Raw genomic sequence first — 15878 nt, forward strand, 5'->3', positions numbered from 1 at the left:
GGTGGGTTCACCCATTGTGTTGTGGGTTCCTGACCCGTGTGAAGGGTGCGGAACCCACAACACCGTGGGTGAACCCACCGCGCGGCGGAAACCCGCAAACCCCTACGACCACACCGCGCCACGGCACACCGCGCCACGGCACGCAACGGCACGCCACGGCTCGTCACTACGCCGTGCCGTCACTACGCCGTGCCCAGGTGCGCGGGGCCTGGGGTGAGTCGGCTGGGGTCAGGGGGTGCGGCGTTGGGCGAGTACGTCGATGAGGGTGGTGGCCTGGTTGGTGGGGAGGACCCAGTCGTCGCCGTTGGCCTGGAGGATGACGGCCGGACCCTCGGTGGCGACGGCGTGGGTGACGGCGATCGGAAAGCGGAGCCGTTCGGCGCCCGACAGGTCGAACTCGTGCGTCAATGTGATCGCGCTCAACGGATAACGCCGCACCTGCTGCTCGGACCGCGGCACCGGATGCGACTGCAGGGTGACCGTGTCCGCGCCGACCAGGACCGCGGCCAGCGGGACGCCGCGCAACCGGAACACCAGCTCGTACGGCGTACTCGCGAGCTCCGGGTCGAACGGGACCAGCAACGCGCGATCCGCCGCCCTCGCCAGCATCAACCCACCGACGATCCCGAGGATCAACGCGGGCAACGCGAGAATCGCCGGCCACCACACCCCGACTGCCAGCGGGAACAACGTCACCGTCAACCCGGCCAGCCCGCCGAAGAGCCCGGCAACCGCGAGCCACCACCGCGGCGTGTATCGGTGCCGTCGGCGCAACACGAACCCGACGACCAGCATCGCCACCGGCACAACACATCCGATCCACGCGGCCGCCGAACCTGTCGACGCGATCAACGCGACGACCGCCAGCAACCCCAACGGAATGCCCAGGTACGTCGCCGCCACGATGCGCTGCACGCGCCGATGCCTGCTCTCCACGGGAAAACCCAAGCACATTCGCCGCCGACCGCCTACTGTGCCCAGCGTGATCGAGATCCCGGCGAAGCTCGTCCGCAACCACAGCGCGACGGCGCCCGAGTGGCTGAACGAGCTGCCGGGCATGGCCGAGCGGTACGTCGCCGCGTGGCAATTGACCGTCGACGGCGACCCGTTGAGTGGTGAGGCCTCACTGATCCTGCCCGTTGTACGGCGGGACGGGACCAAGGCGATGCTCAAACTGCAGACCGTCAACGACGAGTCGGAGAGCGAAGCGCTCGCGCTGCGGACCTGGGATCGCGACGACGTGGTGAGCGTCCTCGAGGACGATCCGCAGACGTCAACGCTCCTGCTCGAGCGGCTCGGGGCTCGCTCGCTCGCTGACCATCCCGATCACGTCGAGGCGACCCGGATCCTCGCCGAGTTGCTCACCCGTCTCACCGCGGTCACCGCGCCGCCCGGCGTACGGCGCCTGTCCGACATCGCGGCCGCCATGATCGAGGACGCCCCCCGCCTGATCCCACGGCTGAACGACGAAACCGAGCAGCGACTCGTACGGCGCCTCGTCGCGCAGGTCCGTGAGGTACAGCCAGATGCAGGTGATCGCCTCCTGCACTGGGATCTGCACTATCTCAACGTCCTCGCCGCGGACCGGAACCCGTGGCTGGTGATCGACCCGAAGCCGCTGGCCGGCGACCCTGCGTTCGACCTCTTCCCGGTGCTGTGGAACCGCTGGGACGACCTCGTCGCCACCGGTGACGTCCATCAGGCGATCCGCGACCGCTTCGCCCTGATGCTCGAGGTCACCGGCATCGACCGGGATCGCGGCCTGTCCTGGACCGCGGGTCGCATCCTTCAGAACGTTCTCTGGTTCACCGCGGACGGCGCCACCCGGATCGAGGACAAACTCGCCGTGGTGTCCACGGCCCTCGACCTGTGATTACATAATTACATGACCACTCCGACGCTGTACGAATGGGCCGGCGGCCATGAGGCGCTCCGCCGGTTGACCGAGGTGTTCTACGACCGGGTGCTCCAGGACCCGATCCTCGCCCCGGTCTTCGCGCACATGAGCGAGAACCACCGCGAGCACGTCGCGATCTGGCTCGGCGAGGTCTTCCGCGGGCACAGCCGGTACACCGACGAGCTCGGCGGCTACCCGGCGATGCTGTCGCACCACCTCAACCTCCGCCTGACCGAGGAGCAGCGCTCCCACTGGGCGGCGTTGATCGCGGCCAGCGCGGACCCGGCCGGGTTACCCGACGATCCCGAGTTCCGCTCCGCCTTCGTCGCGTACGTCGAGTGGGGCACGCGGATCGCCCTCGCGAACTCGCAGCCGGGCGCCACGCCGCCGCCGGACGCCCCTGTCCCGCACTGGGGCTGGGGCGAGGCCCCGCCGTACCAGCCAGGTAGCTGACCTGCAAGGCGTCGGGGGCCTCGTGGTTGGGTAGAGTCCCCGTTCACGTTGTGTCTGCCGGCTGGGATGCGAGGACCTACCTGTGACCGCTCAGCTCGAGTACCCCGACGTACAGGATTCCGATGCGCTCCTGTCCGTACAGGACCTGTGGAAAGTCTTCGGTCCGAAGCCCCAGCGGGTCCCCCGCCGCCCGGACCTCGCCGCGCTCGACCGTGCGGAGCTGTACGCGCGGACCGGCTGTACGGCGGCCGTCCGCGACCTGAGCTTCGACGTCGCGCCTGGTGAGGTGTTCGTCGTGATGGGCCTGTCCGGATCGGGCAAGTCCACGCTGGTCCGCTGCCTGACTCGCCTGATCGAGCCGACGGCCGGGCGGCTGGTGTTCGAGGGGGAGGACCTGCGGGCGGCGGACGAGAAGCGGCTGCGGGCGTTGCGCCGGAGCAAGTTCTCGATGGTTTTCCAGCACTTCGGCCTGCTGCCGCACCGCAAGGTGATCGACAACGTGTCGTACGGCCTGGAGATCCGCGGCGAGAGCAAACCGGATCGCCGCCGCCGCGCCCAGGAGGTCATCGACCTGGTCGGGCTGGCCGGCAACGAGCAGCTCTACCCCGAGCAGTTGTCCGGCGGCATGCAACAGCGCGTCGGTCTGGCCAGGGCGCTCGCGAACGACCCCGACGTGCTGCTGTTCGACGAGCCGTTCTCCGCGCTCGACCCGATGATCCGCCGCGAGATGCAGACCGAGGTGGTTCGGCTGCACCGCGAGGTCGGCAAGACGATGGTGTTCATCACCCACGACCTGTCCGAGGCGCTGAAGGTCGGTGACCGGATCCTGCTGATGCGTGACGGCGCCGCGGTCCAGCTCGGCACCGGCGACGAGTTGGTCGGGGCGCCGGCCGACGACTACGTCCGCTCGTTCGTCCGCGACGTACCGCGGGCCGACGTCCTCACGCTGCGCTGGATCGTCCGCGAACCCCGAGCCGGCGAGCCGCTCGACGGCCCCGAGCTCGCCCCCGACGTCCTCGTCCGGGACGCGACCCGCCTGGTACTGGAGTCAGACCGCCCGGTGAAGGTCGTCGACAACGGCACGCTGCTCGGCGTCATCGGTGACGAGGAGATCCTCACGGTCGTCGCGCCGCCGGAAGACGACCGCACCTGATGGCCGCCGTCACGAGCGACGCGGAGGTCGAGGTACGGCGACCCCGGCGGAGCGTGGTCGTCGGTGTGCTGCTGGTCGTCTGGGTCGCGGCGTACTTCGTCCTGCGCGGTGTGGACACGCTCGTCCTCGGCGGTCAGGAAACCACCCCGCTGCACCGGTGGCTGACCGAGCACCGTGACGACGTCGGGCAGGGCAATGCGGTCTTCGACGCGATCCGGTTCGCCGTCGACCAGTTCGTCGTCCTGCTGCAGAACGTGATCGCGCAGCCGTCGTTCGACCGCCCGGTCCCAGTGATCGGGTGGCTCGGTGTGATCGCGATCGCGGCGTACTGCGCGTGGGCGTTCGGCAACTGGAAGGTCGCCGTACTGACCGCGGCCGGGCTCGGGTTCGTCGGGCTGCAGGGGTTGTGGCAGGAGAGTATGGACACGCTCGCGCTGACCATCGCCGCGGTGCTGCTGTCGCTGCTGATCGCGATCCCGCTCGGTATCTTGGCCGGCCTGTCGAACCGGGCGTTCCGGGTCGCGACGCTGGTGCTGGACCTGATGCAGACGCTGCCGACGTTCGTGTACCTCGCGCCGCTGACTCTGTTCTTCGCGATCGGTCCGGCCACGGCAACGATCGCCACCCTGATCTACGCCGCCCCGCCTGCGGTCCGGCTGACCGCGCACGCGATCCGCTCGGTGCCGTCGGAGAGTGTCGAGGCTGCGCGTTCGCTCGGTTCGACCCGCGGGCAGACGTTGCTGAAGGTCCTGCTGCCGATGTCGCGGTCGACCGTGGTCGTCGGCATCAACCAGACGATCATGGCCGCGCTGTCGATGGTGACCGTGGCCGCGCTGATCGACGCGCCCGGCCTCGGCCAGACCGTGCTGAAGGCGCTGCAGACCCTCGACGTCGGCGTCGCGTTCAACGCGGGGCTGGCGATCGTGGTGATCGCGATCGTGCTCGACCGGGTGACGACCGCGGCGGGCGACCGGCCGTGGCGGACGGCGAGTGTGCGCCGGAAGGTCCTGCTCGGCGCGGGCGCCGTCGGCGTCCTGGTCGCGGTCTGGTTCTCCCGCACATACGTGTGGGCCGCCGAGTTCCCGTCCGACGTGAACATCGGTCCGCGGATTGCGAAGGTCGCCTCCGATGTGACGCTCTGGGTGCAGGACACGATCGGCGGGTTCACGTACGGCGTGCGCGACGTGGTGACCGAGGGCGTGCTCAACCCGTTCCAGGCGCTGCTGACGGGGTCGCCGTGGTGGCTGGTCAGTGCGGTCGTCATGGCGCTGGCCGCCGTACTCGGAGGCTGGCGTGGCGCGGCCCCTGCGGCGGTGTGTCTCGCGCTGCTCGTGGCGACCGGCCTCTGGCAAGACAGCATGGTGACGCTGGCGTCGACGCTGCTGGCGACTGTCGTGGTGGTCGCCGTCGGCCTCTCGCTCGGGGTGTGGGCGGGCCGCAACCAGCGGGTGGACGCCTGGATCCGGCCGGTGCTGGACGCCGGGCAGACGATGCCGCCGTTCGTGTATCTGGTGCCGTTCCTGGCCCTGTTCGGGACCAGCCGGTTCACCGCGATCACTGCGGCCGTGGTGTTCGCCGTACCGGTGACCACCAAGATCGTTGCCGACGGCATCAGGGCGGTACCGGTGGCGACCGTGGAGGCGGCGAACTCGGTCGGCTCGAGCACCTGGCAGGTGATCAGCAAGGTGCAACTGCCGGTGGCCCGGCGGGCGATCACGCTCGCGGTCAACCAGGGCCTGATCTACGTGCTGTCGATGGTGGTCGTCGGCGGGCTGGTCGGCGCGGGCGCGCTCGGGTACGACGTGGCGGCCGGCTTCGCCCAGAGCGAGCTGTACGGCAAGGGGCTGGCCGCCGGGCTGGCGATCGTCCTGCTGGGTGTGCTGCTCGACCGGGTGACACAGGCGGCGTCACGCCGTACCCAGGATTTTCCCCAGGCTTTCCACAGTAGAGGAGACAAGCGGTGAAGAAGCTCCGGTACGCCGGTGTGCTGACGGCGATCGCGCTCGCGCTCGCGGGCTGCGGCGGGGAGAAGGTCGGCGCGCAGACCGAACCGAGCGCCGGCAAGGACTGCGGGACGTTCAACCTGGCCGTCAACCCCTGGGTCGGGTACGAGGCGAACGCGGCGGTGGTCGCCTACATCGCCACCAAGGACCTCGGCTGCAAGGTCGTGAAGAAGGACCTCAAGGAGGAGATCTCCTGGCAGGGCTTCGGCACCGGCGAGGTCGACGCCGTGCTGGAGAACTGGGGTCACGAGGACCTGAAGAAGAAGTACATCGAGACCGACAAGGTCGCGGTCGCGGCCGGCTCCACCGGCGTCAAGGGCGTGATCGGCTGGTACGTGCCGCCGTGGATGGCCGAGAAGTACCCGGACATCACCGACTGGAAGAACCTCAACAAGTACGCCGCGCTGTTCAAGACGTCGGAGTCCGGCGGCAAGGGGCAGTTGCTCGACGGCGACCCGTCGTACGTCACCAACGACGAGGCGCTGGTGCAGAACCTGAACCTGAACTACAAGGTCGTGCAGAGCGGCAGTGAGACCGCGCTGATCCAGGCGTTCCGCGACGCCGAGAAGAACAAGAAGCCGCTGCTCGCGTACTTCTACGAGCCGCAGTGGTTCTTCAACGAGGTCAAGCTGGTCAAGGTCAATCTGCCCGAGTACCAGGCCGGCTGCGACGCGGATCCCGCGAAGATCGCCTGCGACTACCCGCCGTACGACCTGGACAAGGTCGTCTCGAAGAAGTTCGCCGACTCCGGCAGCCCGGCGTACGACCTGGTCAAGAACTTCCAGTGGACCAACGAGGACCAGAACGCCGTCGCGCGGATGATCGCCGTCGACAAACTCACCCCCGACCAGGCCGCCGAGAAATGGGTCAAGGACAATCAGTCCAAGGTCGACACCTGGCTCGGCAAGAACTGACCAAAGTAGCGAAGGCTCACCGGAGCAGTAGTACAAACTGCTTGTGGTACGAACTGTTTGTACTACAAGTGGGGCGGCGGCTTTCGCTGACCGGGAGGCCGCGCTCCGCGCTGTGCTCTGGATCTGCCGAGGCTGGTCTCGACACCACGGTGCCCGCCGCTCTCGCTGACCTGTTCGCCCGCGCCGACGCCGCCGGCCACGGCGCCGCGGTGTCGGGTACGGCGGTGTCGGGTACGGCGGGGATCGCGGACCACCGCCCGCGCGCGCGGGCGGCACTCGTTGCGGCGGGCTGAAGTGGGCTTTAGCTTGTTCACACGGGCCGGGGGCAACTATCACGGTGTCCGCGAGCAACGCCGACGACACGCCGGTGATCGGGCAAAACCGGGTAAGTTCGTTGTCATGATCATCGTGACAGCTGCACTGAAGGGCGGGGTCGGTAAGACAACCACGTCGGTGTACTTGGCCGCGCTGGCATCTTCCAACCGTCGCACATCCACTCTGATCGACGCCGATCCGCAAGGCAGCGCCGCGGACTGGATCGCGGAGTCCGACGACGACCACCTGGCCAGGATCGAGATCGCGGAGGCGCCGACCGAGCGGCTGCTGACCAAGGCGCTGGACAAGGTCCCGCCGGAGGGCATCGGCTTCGTCGACATGCCGCCGTCCCACGAGCGGCTGCTGAACAAGGCCCTCGAACGGGCCCGCATCGTGATCATCCCGACCCGCGTCGGCGGCGTCGAGACGCCGCGGGTCAAGGCGGTGCTGGAGCTCGTGCCGGACGGCGTACCGGCCGGGTTGGTGATCTGCTCGGCGCGGACGTACACGCGCTCGTATCAAGAGGCCATGCAGCAGTACGCGGAGGAGCACATTCCGGTCTGGGGCACTATTCCTGAGCGGGTCTCCATCACCGCCGGGCCGACCGGTCCGCTCGCGGCCGACGGCCTGGACTCGTACCGGAAGGTCTGGCGCAAGATTCTGGCCGCGGCCCGCACATAGACCTGCTCCAGCTGAACTCCGCCCGCTGTCCCGGCGGCGGTGCTTCGCTCAGCGTTGCAGCGGCGGTTCGCCGCGGACGTACGAGCGAAGCACGGTCGCGGCCGCGCCGCGCGCCCAGTCGTCGAAGGTGTGCGACCGCAGCATCAACCGGCAGTTGCCCGCGGCTCCGAACGCGTGCGCCGCGAACGTGCGCCGCATCCGCTCCTCGTACAGGTCGTACTCCGCGACGCCCTCTCCGGCGATCACCACCAGCTCCGGACCGACCAGGTTCACCATCGCGGCCAGCGCCGCCCCGATCACCTCACCGGCCCGGTCGAACGCCTCGCGCGCGTGCCGATCGCCCTCGTGCGCCAGCTTGACCGCCCCGGCCAGATCCAGGTCCGCGCGGCCGGTCGTCTCCCGGGTCCGCGCCAGGATCGCGTCCGACGACGCCACCGTTTCGACGCAGCCCCGCCGGCCGCAGGTACACACCAGGTCGCCGGGCGCGAGCGGCAGGTGGCCCAGTTCGCCCGAGACGCCGTACGCGCCGGAGACCACCTCGCCGTTGATGTAGAGCCCGCAGCCGATCCCGGAGCCGATCGTCACCACGGCGAACGAGTCCGCGTTCACGCCGACGCCGAACCAGTGCTCGGCCACGGTCAGCGCGCGGACGTCGTTCGACACCAGGATCGGCACGCGGACCTGCTTGCCGAGCAGCTCCGCGACCGGGACGCTGCGCCAGCCCATCAGCGGCGAGTCCCGGACCACGCCGTGCGCCGCGTCGACGTCACCGGACACCGCGATGCCGATCCCCGCCAACTGGCCGGCCGCTGCCGGACCGGACTTGAGCGCGGCGATCAGCGCGTTCACATGGGTCGCGAGCTGGTCGATCACGGACTGCGGGTCGGTGGCGTCGAGTTCCTCGTGCCGCACGTTGAGGATGCCTGCGGTGAAGTCGGTGGTGACGCCGATCAGGCTCGTCGGCGTGACCTTCACTCCGATCACCGAAACGCTGCCCGGGATCACGGTCAGTGGACTCACCGGCCGGCCGATGCCGAGCTGACCGTCGCCGTCCGCGGGCGCCGCCTGGTCGGTGACGAACCCGGCCTCGATCAGTGGCGCGACCGCCTTGGTGACGGCCGCCTGCGACAGGCCGGTCCGGCGTGCGATCTCCACCCGCGGGATGGGTCCCTGGGTCAAGATCCTGGTCAGTACCTCGACTCCCGCGGGCGTGGCCAGCGGGAGGGGGCGATGAGGACGCAGCGGCACGAGGACAACTTACCGGCGCGTCACCCTTCCGCGCCGGTCGACGCCAGAGTTGGGGACGCCAGAGTCGGGGACGCCAGGGTTGGGGAGGCCAGCGCCCAGCGGATCGTCCTGGTGAGGCCCTCACCGGCCGCTCTGACGACGGTCTGCTCGGCCAGCGGGAGGTACGGGAGACGCAGCGGCAGCCTGGTCCACCACGGCAGCAGACCGACCGCGGCGGCAGTCAGTACGCCGTACGCCGGGCGCGCGGCCCACGGTACGGGCGGATGGATCAGGATGAACCGGGCCGCCTGGCGTGCTTCCGTCGTACCGCGGAGCTCGGCCTGGTACTCCGTCAGCAGTCGCCGTACCTCGGCCAGCGTGGTCGGTGGGTCGATGACTCCGAGTTTCTCGGCCACGAGTGCCGCGTCCTCGACGTACTGGTCCTGCTCCTCCGCGTTGAGCGGGTGGGCGCCGTAGCGCTGGTGCGCGGCGAGGAAGCTGTCCACCTCGGCGATGTGCACCCACTTGAGCAGGTGCGGGTCCGACGCCCGGTACTTCACCCCGTCCGGGCTGGTGCCGCGCACGCGCTCATGGACGGACCGGACGTGGGCGATCGCCTCCTCGGCATCCGGAATCGCGCCGTACGTCGTGATCGCGAGGAAGTAGCTCGTACGCCGCAATCGTCCCCACGGGTCGCCGCGGTACCCGGAGTGCGCGGCCACCGCGGCCATCGCCAGTGGATGCAGCGACTGCAGCAACAGTGCGCGCAGACCACCCGCGAACATGGAGGCGTCACCGTGCAGACGCCGGATCGGCCGGTCTTCGGCGAACCACCGCGGTCCAGGCGTCGCGTGCACGCGATCACGCTCGCTCTGCGGGTCCGGACCGGCAACTTTGGTCAGGATCATCCGGGCGAGGCTGTCCCGGACCGGGCGGGTGACGACGTCCATGCACCCCAGTGTTGCTCAGCTGTGGTGAGTGCTGCTGCGTCAGTCGGTGAACTCCTGGCGCAGGATCGAGTAGAGCAGTGAGTCGCGCCAGGCGCCGTTGGTGAAGACGTGCTGGCGCAGCTGTCCCTCGTACGTGAAGCCGAGGCGCTTGACGACCGCGACGGAGGCCGCGTTCTCCGGGCCGATCGCGGCGGTGACGCGGTGCCGCTCGAGGGGACCGAACGCGAACCGCAGCAGCACGCGGGCAGCGTCAGTGGCGTAGCCGTGGCCCCAGTGGTCGGCACCGATCGCATAGCCGAGCTTCGCCGCCCAGGCCCCGCTCGGGGCGATCCGGGCGAACCCGATCACCCGGTCGTCGTCGGGACGGGTCACGGCGAGCATGTAGTCCGGACGATCCGGCTGGGCGGACCGCTCGACGATCCCGGCCAGCGTCTGTTCGGCCTTGGCCCGGTCGTAGCTGTCGAACGCCATCCAGGTCGTGACCCGGTCGTCCCCGGCGATCGCCAGGTAGTCGTCCAGGTCGGTCGTCCGGAACTCGCGCAGTACGGTCACATCACCGGTGAGCGGATCCATCCGGTCAGCGGGGGAACGCCTGGATGGGCGTCCGGGTGAACATCTCGATCTCCTCCTGGAGCTCCCGGGCGTCGTCGGCGCGGCCGGACTGGCGCAGCGCCTGGTGGACCCGGCGGGCCGAGTGCACCACACCGTTGATCCGGCGCTCGGTCGGCAGCGTCAGCACCGGGGCCAGCGCGTCCGCGGCGCCGTCCAGCTCGCCGCTCGCGATCCGGGTGATCGCCATCGCGGCGTGGCTGCCGGCGGCGTCGCCGAAGGCCCACTCCGGGTGGTTCTCGTCGGTGTACGCGTCGACCGCCTGGCTGGAGTACCGCTGGGCCTGCTCGACCTCACCGGGCAGCTGGGCGAGCGCGTCGGCGGCGTAGTACAGCTGGCGGTTGCGGCCGAAGGTGCACAGGCCGCCCATCTCGTCCAGGTCGTCGTGGTGGACCCGGTTCCACGCCTCTTCGGCGCGCTCCAGCGCGGCCCGGGTGGCCTCGGGGTTGCCGAGGGCGGCCCAGGCGCGGGCCTCGCTGACCGGCAGCCAGACGCTGGTGGTGCTGTTGGCCTGCTCGGCGTACCCGGCGCCGAGCTGCGCGTACCGCACCGAGTCGTGCGGGTTGCCGGCCCAGTAGGAGACCAGGGACTGCAGTCCGCGCACCCAGGCGCGCAGCCCGTGGTGGTCGGCGTTGTCGGCGCACATGAACGCGGTCCGCGCCTGGGTCAGCGCGGCGTGCGGGTTGCCGAGGTCGTGGGACGCCTTCGCGAGCAGGCCGCCGGTGACGCCGGCCAGGAAGTACAGCTGCCGGTGGTGCTCCGGGCGCTGGCGGCTCTCGAGCAGACCGAACACCAGGTCCTGCGTCTCGACCAGTTGGCCGAGGATCTCCGGGAGTGGACGCTGCGGGTACGCCTGGGCGGCGTGGCGTACGTCGGCATACACCTGTTCCATGGCCTCGCTTCCGAGACCGGACTGGGCCGCGAGGGCAAACGCCCTCGCGCGGCTGGCAGCCATGTCGAGAACCTCCATCTCATTACCTGTCGTGATCCGTCCACTCGCGGCAGGTGCCGGCACGACCTCGGCGGCCTGTTCCGGCGTGTACGGCGCGAGGAGTTCCTCGACCGGCTTGCCGAACAGACGTTGCAAGGTGCGCCGGGTCTGAGGAGTGGTCCCCGCGCGCTCGCCCGATGCGAGGCGGCGCAGGTGCCGCTCGGTGATGGTTCCACCCAGCTCGACGAACTCGGCGACGATCTCGGAGTAGGTCTGGTTCCGGCGCTGGATCAGGTGCGCCAGGACCGTTTTTGGCGCGTACCTACCCGCCATCGTTCCTCCCGTTCACGTCAGTCAGACGTTGTCTCGACTTGTGCCTCACGACAAGGTGCTGTCCCCCAGATGTCCGCGAGAGGACCGGAAGAGGTCCGGCAAAGGTCCGGTCCAGGTCCTAGAGCGGTCACGTTGGGCTCGTGCACCATTACTGCCATGACAACCAGTAAGTCCAACTGGTTGCAAGGCCTGAGAGTTACGGGGTGAGAGGTTGTGACCATCGCGGAAATGACGTCGAGACAGCACCGGCGAAGGGTCCGGGTCTGGTTCGGCGAGCACGTGATCGCTCAGTACGTCGCGGAGGCGCCCCTGGCGGCCCGCTACGAGCAAGCGATGCGGCGCCGTTTCGCCGGTCTCAAGGTGACCAACGACCTGCTCGGCCCGGCCGACTCGACCGACTGACACGCTGATCGTCCGGGTCCTCCTCAGACCCGGCCGGCTGCACCCTGGGGTCTCCTCACGTCCAGGGTCAGCCTTTGGAAGGTCCGGAGCCCTCCTCAGCTCCGGGCGAAACCCGAGGTGCGGTCCGGAGTACTCCTCAGCTTCGGACCGCACCGCCCACCGACCCGGCTGGGCTTGGCGGCTGATTTCCCTGTATCGCCGCCGCCCAGCCGTTCCAACCACCTCCTGGCCGACACCTCGGGCCAGGCCGGGCCGAGTGTCCTGGGCGGTAGGACACCGGAGGCTCCCGACACCTCACCGGGAACCTCCCCCTTGAGGTGGCCGGCTCCGAGTGTGACCGCCGCGCCTGGGCGGTCACACTCGGAGCCTTCCTGCGTTCTGAAGGCTCCCCCGCGCCACGGAGCCGCCCAGGCGGTGCAGCCCTCTGTGCAGCCCTCTGTGCGGCCCTCTTGCGGCCCCCTGTGCGGCCCCCTGTGCGGCCCCCGGTGCGGCCCCCGGTGCGGCCTCTGTGCAGCGTCAGCCGAGGTTCGCGGCCATTCGCCGCAGCACGCCGACGGTCGTCAGGTACTCGTCGCCCGAGATCCCCGCCGTCACCCGCTGCCGCAGCGCCCGCACCGTTGCGCTCAACTCGCGCAGTGCCCGCTCACCGTCCGCCGTGAGCACCTCCCCCAGGAGCCATCCGCGCTCCACCAGCGGCCCCGTCACCGCCGCGAGCTCCTCCGCATCCCCGCGCAAGAACGGCGCCAACGACACGGCAATCTGCTCCCCTCGGGCGGCCGCGTTCAACGCCTGCCATTGGCGGCGGGTGAGACCTTCGGCGGCGAGGGCCTGCTCGAACGATTCCTCCAGGCGGCGGTCGACCTCCTTCAGCCACCAACCGATACGCTTGTTGTCATCTGACATATACATGTCAAGTAACATATATCTGGAGTGAAGGATGGACAAGCCCGATCCGGTAGCCGCGGTCGAGGCGGCGATGGTGGCGATCCGCCGGCGGCAGACCCGCCGTACGTTCGCGATCCAGTCCGGCGCACCGGACCCGGTCCAGGACGTCCTGGACGCAATCGAGGGCGCCGCGCCGGAACCGATCGGCGTCAACGGCATAGCGGCCGCACTCGGCGTGGACCAGCCGCGCGCCAGCAAGCTCGTCGCCGCCGCGGTCACCGCCGGTCTCGTCCGCCGCGAGGCCGACCAATCCGACGGCCGCCGCACCAACCTGGTCCTGACCCCAGCGGGCCAGGCCCAACTGGACGCCGCCCACACCTACCGCCGTGCCCGCTTCGCCCAAGCCATGCACAACTGGACCCCCACCGAACGCGAAACCTTCGCCACACTCCTCACCCGGTTCCGATCCGCCCTGGACCGCTGAATGTCCGCTCCTGGTCCGGCGTGCCCAGGATCCGGCGAGTGTGGCCAGGGTCCGGTGAGTGTGGCCAGGGTCCGGTGAGTGTGGCCAGGGTCCGGTGAGTGTGGCCGGGTTCCGGTGAGTGTGAACACCATGCGGTGAGTTGTGAACACCATGCGGTGAGTGTGAACACCGTGCGGTGACCGTGAACACCGTGCGGTGGGTGTGGTGAGGGTCCGGTGGGGGTGGTCAGGGCCCGGTGGGTGTGGACAGGTAATAACGTGTTCAATCCGACGGCGCGGTGTTCACGGTCACGGCACGGTGTTGACGGGCACCGCAGGTGTTGACGGGCTCCGGTGGGGGTGGTCAGGGCCCGGTGGGTGTGGACAGGTAATAACGTGTTCAACCCCACGGCGCGGTGTTCACGGTCACGGCACGGTGTTGACGAGCTCCGCAGGTGTTGACGGGCTCCGGTGGGGTGGTCAGGGCCTGGTGGGTGTGGACAGGTAATAACGTGTTCAACCCGACGGCGCGGTGTTCACGGTCACGGCACGGTGTTGACGAGCTCCGCTGGGTTTGGACATGGCCCGGTGGGTGTGGTCAGGGTCCGGTGGGTGTGGTCAGGGTGCGGTGGGTTTGAACAGGCAATAACGTGTTCAAGCCCACCGGACTTGACCGCGCGCGAGAGCGGTTGGCGTGTGGGGGGCGTTGGAGCCGGGGATCTGTGGAGGGTTTTCCCCATATGCGGGAAGAAATCCTCCACTGTCGTGCGGAAAACTCTCCTAGGAGCGTTTTCCATGGTCAGCGGTGCAGGCGATGGGCATGCGGTGCGGCGGTGCAGGCGGGCGCGGTGCGGGCGGTGGGCAAGTGGTCCGGACGCGGCGTGGCGGTGGGCAGGGGCGGTGCGGCGGTGCCGGCGGTGGGCATGCGGCGCGGGCGGGTATGCGGCGCGGGCGTGGCGTGGGCGGTGGGTATGCGGTGCAGGCGGTGCGGGGTGGGTGAAACCGGCGAAAGCGAGCCAACGACCCGTCTTGTTGGCCCGCTGGTGGGCGATGGGTGAGCCGTTGCCGAGCGACGCAACCCATCCCGCCGCGAAGCGGGACGACCTCGCTCAGCAAGACACGAAAGCGCTTCAGGGTCTGGCGACGTGAACGGCGAACGGGGCGTCTGGGATGACTGCGGTGGCGTCGGCGGACCAGCCTTCGGTTCGGATTTCGCCGACCGGCTGCATGCCCAGGCGGTGCATGACGGCTTGGGAGGCGGTGTTGGACCGTTCGGTGAAGGCGACCACCGACTGGGCGCCGAGGGTGGTGAAGGCGTAGTCCAGGCCGGCGCGGCCGATCTCCGTGGCGAGGCCGCGGCCGCGAGCCGACTCGAGGAGCGCCCAGCCGAGTTCCAGACGGTCGGCTGCCCATTCGGGACCGGCGAGGGCCGCGAGAGAGGCCGCGATCGACGAGTCGGCGGGGAGGCGTGACAGGCCGCCGCGGCCGGCCAGTTCGCCGGTACGCCGGTCGTACGCGATCCACTTGCCGGCGCCGTCGCGTTCCCAATTCTCGTTGTGCTGAGCAACCTGCTCAGCCGCCTGCTCCGCGGACAGCGTCTGGTCGTACCACTGCGCCACCCACGGATCCGAGAAGGTCCGCTGCAGGTCCGCCGCATGTCCGGGTACGACGCCGTTCGGACCGGTGAGCGGCTCGAGCTGGAGGCGCTCGGTGAACCGCGTCCGCACCACCTGCGCGACCAGGTTACGCAGTCGCCGGTCGCCGTCGGTGCGGTTCACCATCAACAGGTCGAGGTCGTCGGGTCCGCACCACGCCGACGCGTCGTGTTTGCCGGCTTCGAGCCGCGGGCGGCCGAGGTCTCCGTCGACGGTGACGACGTAGTCGATCTCCCGCCGGACGCGGCCCTGCCACTCCCACTCCCAGTCCGCGACGGTCCAGACGAGGTCGCGGACCTTCCAGCCGGTCTCCTCCTCGACCTCCCGGGCGAGCGCCTCCTCGGGCGTCTCGCCGGGTTCGAGGTGTCCGCCGACGAGATCCCAGATCCCCGGCAGCAGCCGGCGGTCCGCCGTACGCCGCTGCAGGTAGACGCGATGCTGCTCGTCCTGAATCAATGCCGCAACACAGTCAACCGGCCGCATACGACCAACCTAACGCTAGTGTCGCGACGGAGGTTCGACGGCGCTTTCGGCGCCCAGGCACGCATCTCGCGGCTCCTGGCCAGCGCCCACGATGCTCCGCATCGAGGCCACTCATCAAGCACCCCGATGCACGCACCTGACCACTCATCAAGCACCCCGATGCACGCACCTGACCACCGAAATCTCTCGCCGGACCTCCGACTCAGGACACTAGATGATTGATGCACGGCCTGGTCTGGATTCGGTGGTCGTGGTGATGGAGCCGGGGACGCTCGGGGGTGTGGCGTGGGTGGCGTGTGGCGTGTGTCAGGTCGACAGGACGTGTCCCGTGACAGGGGTCACAGCTGAGCGTGAACCAGGCGCCGAACACACCCGCCCTGCACCACATTAACTGTCGAGCGTGCACACCTTCGGGCCGCGCATCAATCATCTAGAGCGTGTCTGACAAACATTGGGGCTGTTCGTTGAGAGCCTTGGTGTCGTGTCGAGGTTTCGGTTGTTGTCGGATGTGCAGTGGTCGTTGAT

The 15878-nt window shown here is 69.4% G+C and carries 16 protein-coding genes; 9 read left to right on the forward strand and 7 right to left on the reverse strand.

Annotated features, from left to right (window positions below):
- Window positions 1–228: 228 nt before the first annotated feature.
- The gene (locus AB0B82_RS34245; RefSeq protein WP_360178355.1) at window positions 229–936 is read right to left on the reverse strand and encodes a hypothetical protein; all 708 of its coding nucleotides are present in this window, start codon (window positions 934–936) and stop codon (window positions 229–231) included.
- Window positions 937–982: 46 nt separating this feature from the next.
- On the opposite strand from AB0B82_RS34245, the gene AB0B82_RS34250 reads away from it, so the two are divergent.
- The 7 genes from AB0B82_RS34250 (at window position 983) to AB0B82_RS34280 (ending at window position 7416) form a co-directional block, all read left to right on the forward strand.
- Window positions 983–1873: an aminoglycoside phosphotransferase family protein gene (locus tag AB0B82_RS34250; protein ID WP_360178358.1), complete on the forward strand. Its 891-nt coding sequence runs from the start codon at window positions 983–985 to the stop codon at window positions 1871–1873.
- A gap of 12 nt (window positions 1874–1885) precedes the next feature.
- Window positions 1886–2350, forward strand: coding sequence for a group II truncated hemoglobin (locus AB0B82_RS34255; RefSeq protein WP_360178361.1), 465 nt, complete (start codon window positions 1886–1888; stop codon window positions 2348–2350).
- An 82-nt stretch (window positions 2351–2432) separates the two neighbouring features.
- Window positions 2433–3503: a glycine betaine/L-proline ABC transporter ATP-binding protein gene (locus tag AB0B82_RS34260; RefSeq protein ID WP_360178364.1), complete on the forward strand. Its 1071-nt coding sequence runs from the start codon at window positions 2433–2435 to the stop codon at window positions 3501–3503.
- Window positions 3503–5467 carry an ABC transporter permease subunit gene (locus tag AB0B82_RS34265; RefSeq protein WP_360178367.1) on the forward strand — a complete coding sequence of 655 codons (1965 nt, stop codon included), beginning with the start codon at window positions 3503–3505 and terminating at the stop codon, window positions 5465–5467. The genes AB0B82_RS34260 and AB0B82_RS34265 overlap by 1 nt, the downstream gene beginning before the upstream one ends.
- Window positions 5464–6420: an ABC transporter substrate-binding protein gene (locus tag AB0B82_RS34270; RefSeq protein WP_360178370.1), complete on the forward strand. Its 957-nt coding sequence runs from the start codon at window positions 5464–5466 to the stop codon at window positions 6418–6420. The genes AB0B82_RS34265 and AB0B82_RS34270 overlap by 4 nt, the downstream gene beginning before the upstream one ends.
- A 149-nt stretch (window positions 6421–6569) precedes the next feature.
- Window positions 6570–6713 carry a hypothetical protein gene (locus AB0B82_RS34275; protein WP_360178373.1) on the forward strand — a complete coding sequence of 48 codons (144 nt, stop codon included), beginning with the start codon at window positions 6570–6572 and terminating at the stop codon, window positions 6711–6713.
- Between the two features lie 106 nt (window positions 6714–6819).
- Window positions 6820–7416, forward strand: coding sequence for a ParA family protein (locus AB0B82_RS34280; protein ID WP_360178376.1), 597 nt, complete (start codon window positions 6820–6822; stop codon window positions 7414–7416).
- 48 nt (window positions 7417–7464) lie between these two features.
- Here the strand turns inward: AB0B82_RS34280 and AB0B82_RS34285 are convergent, their stop codons facing one another.
- The 4 genes from AB0B82_RS34285 to AB0B82_RS34300 are packed head-to-tail and all read right to left on the reverse strand — an operon-like array spanning window position 7465 to window position 11466.
- Window positions 7465–8664, reverse strand: a complete 1200-nt coding sequence (locus AB0B82_RS34285; protein ID WP_360178379.1) for an ROK family transcriptional regulator — start codon at window positions 8662–8664, stop codon at window positions 7465–7467.
- Between the two features lie 20 nt (window positions 8665–8684).
- The gene (locus AB0B82_RS34290) at window positions 8685–9593 is read right to left on the reverse strand and encodes an oxygenase MpaB family protein (RefSeq protein ID WP_360178382.1); all 909 of its coding nucleotides are present in this window, start codon (window positions 9591–9593) and stop codon (window positions 8685–8687) included.
- A gap of 39 nt (window positions 9594–9632) precedes the next feature.
- Window positions 9633–10166, reverse strand: coding sequence for a GNAT family protein (locus tag AB0B82_RS34295; RefSeq protein ID WP_360178386.1), 534 nt, complete (start codon window positions 10164–10166; stop codon window positions 9633–9635).
- A 4-nt stretch (window positions 10167–10170) separates the two neighbouring features.
- Window positions 10171–11466, reverse strand: a complete 1296-nt coding sequence (locus AB0B82_RS34300; protein WP_360178389.1) for an XRE family transcriptional regulator — start codon at window positions 11464–11466, stop codon at window positions 10171–10173.
- A 228-nt stretch (window positions 11467–11694) separates the two neighbouring features.
- Between AB0B82_RS34300 and AB0B82_RS34305 the strand changes: the two genes are divergently transcribed.
- Window positions 11695–11868 (forward strand): hypothetical protein, encoded by a 174-nt coding sequence (locus AB0B82_RS34305; protein WP_360178391.1) that lies wholly within the window; start codon window positions 11695–11697, stop codon window positions 11866–11868.
- Window positions 11869–12384: 516 nt separating this feature from the next.
- On the opposite strand, the gene AB0B82_RS34310 is transcribed toward AB0B82_RS34305, so the two are convergent.
- The gene (locus AB0B82_RS34310; protein WP_360178394.1) at window positions 12385–12777 is read right to left on the reverse strand and encodes a hypothetical protein; all 393 of its coding nucleotides are present in this window, start codon (window positions 12775–12777) and stop codon (window positions 12385–12387) included.
- A 28-nt stretch (window positions 12778–12805) separates the two neighbouring features.
- On the opposite strand from AB0B82_RS34310, the gene AB0B82_RS34315 reads away from it, so the two are divergent.
- Window positions 12806–13237, forward strand: coding sequence for a MarR family winged helix-turn-helix transcriptional regulator (locus AB0B82_RS34315; RefSeq protein WP_360178397.1), 432 nt, complete (start codon window positions 12806–12808; stop codon window positions 13235–13237).
- Window positions 13238–14345: 1108 nt separating this feature from the next.
- On the opposite strand, the gene AB0B82_RS34320 is transcribed toward AB0B82_RS34315, so the two are convergent.
- Window positions 14346–15353, reverse strand: coding sequence for a GNAT family N-acetyltransferase (locus AB0B82_RS34320; RefSeq protein WP_360178399.1), 1008 nt, complete (start codon window positions 15351–15353; stop codon window positions 14346–14348).
- Window positions 15354–15878: the final 525 nt, after the last annotated feature.

The organism is Kribbella sp. NPDC048915 (genome assembly GCF_040649595.1).
In the GTDB taxonomy this organism is placed as follows: domain Bacteria; phylum Actinomycetota; class Actinomycetes; order Propionibacteriales; family Kribbellaceae; genus Kribbella.

Coding starts and splice junctions, on each gene's coding strand:
- AB0B82_RS34255 (WP_360178361.1), top strand. CDS start 1,886: ATGACCACTCCGACGCTGTACGAATGGGCCGGCGGCCATGAGGCGCTC.
- AB0B82_RS34265 (WP_360178367.1), top strand. CDS start 3,503: ATGGCCGCCGTCACGAGCGACGCGGAGGTCGAGGTACGGCGACCCCGG.
- AB0B82_RS34280 (WP_360178376.1), top strand. CDS start 6,820: ATGATCATCGTGACAGCTGCACTGAAGGGCGGGGTCGGTAAGACAACC.
- AB0B82_RS34290 (WP_360178382.1), bottom strand. CDS start 9,593: ATGGACGTCGTCACCCGCCCGGTCCGGGACAGCCTCGCCCGGATGATC.
- AB0B82_RS34295 (WP_360178386.1), bottom strand. CDS start 10,166: ATGGATCCGCTCACCGGTGATGTGACCGTACTGCGCGAGTTCCGGACG.
- AB0B82_RS34300 (WP_360178389.1), bottom strand. CDS start 11,466: ATGGCGGGTAGGTACGCGCCAAAAACGGTCCTGGCGCACCTGATCCAG.
- AB0B82_RS34305 (WP_360178391.1), top strand. CDS start 11,695: ATGACGTCGAGACAGCACCGGCGAAGGGTCCGGGTCTGGTTCGGCGAG.
- AB0B82_RS34310 (WP_360178394.1), bottom strand. CDS start 12,777: ATGTATATGTCAGATGACAACAAGCGTATCGGTTGGTGGCTGAAGGAG.
- AB0B82_RS34315 (WP_360178397.1), top strand. CDS start 12,806: ATGGACAAGCCCGATCCGGTAGCCGCGGTCGAGGCGGCGATGGTGGCG.
- AB0B82_RS34320 (WP_360178399.1), bottom strand. CDS start 15,353: ATGCGGCCGGTTGACTGTGTTGCGGCATTGATTCAGGACGAGCAGCAT.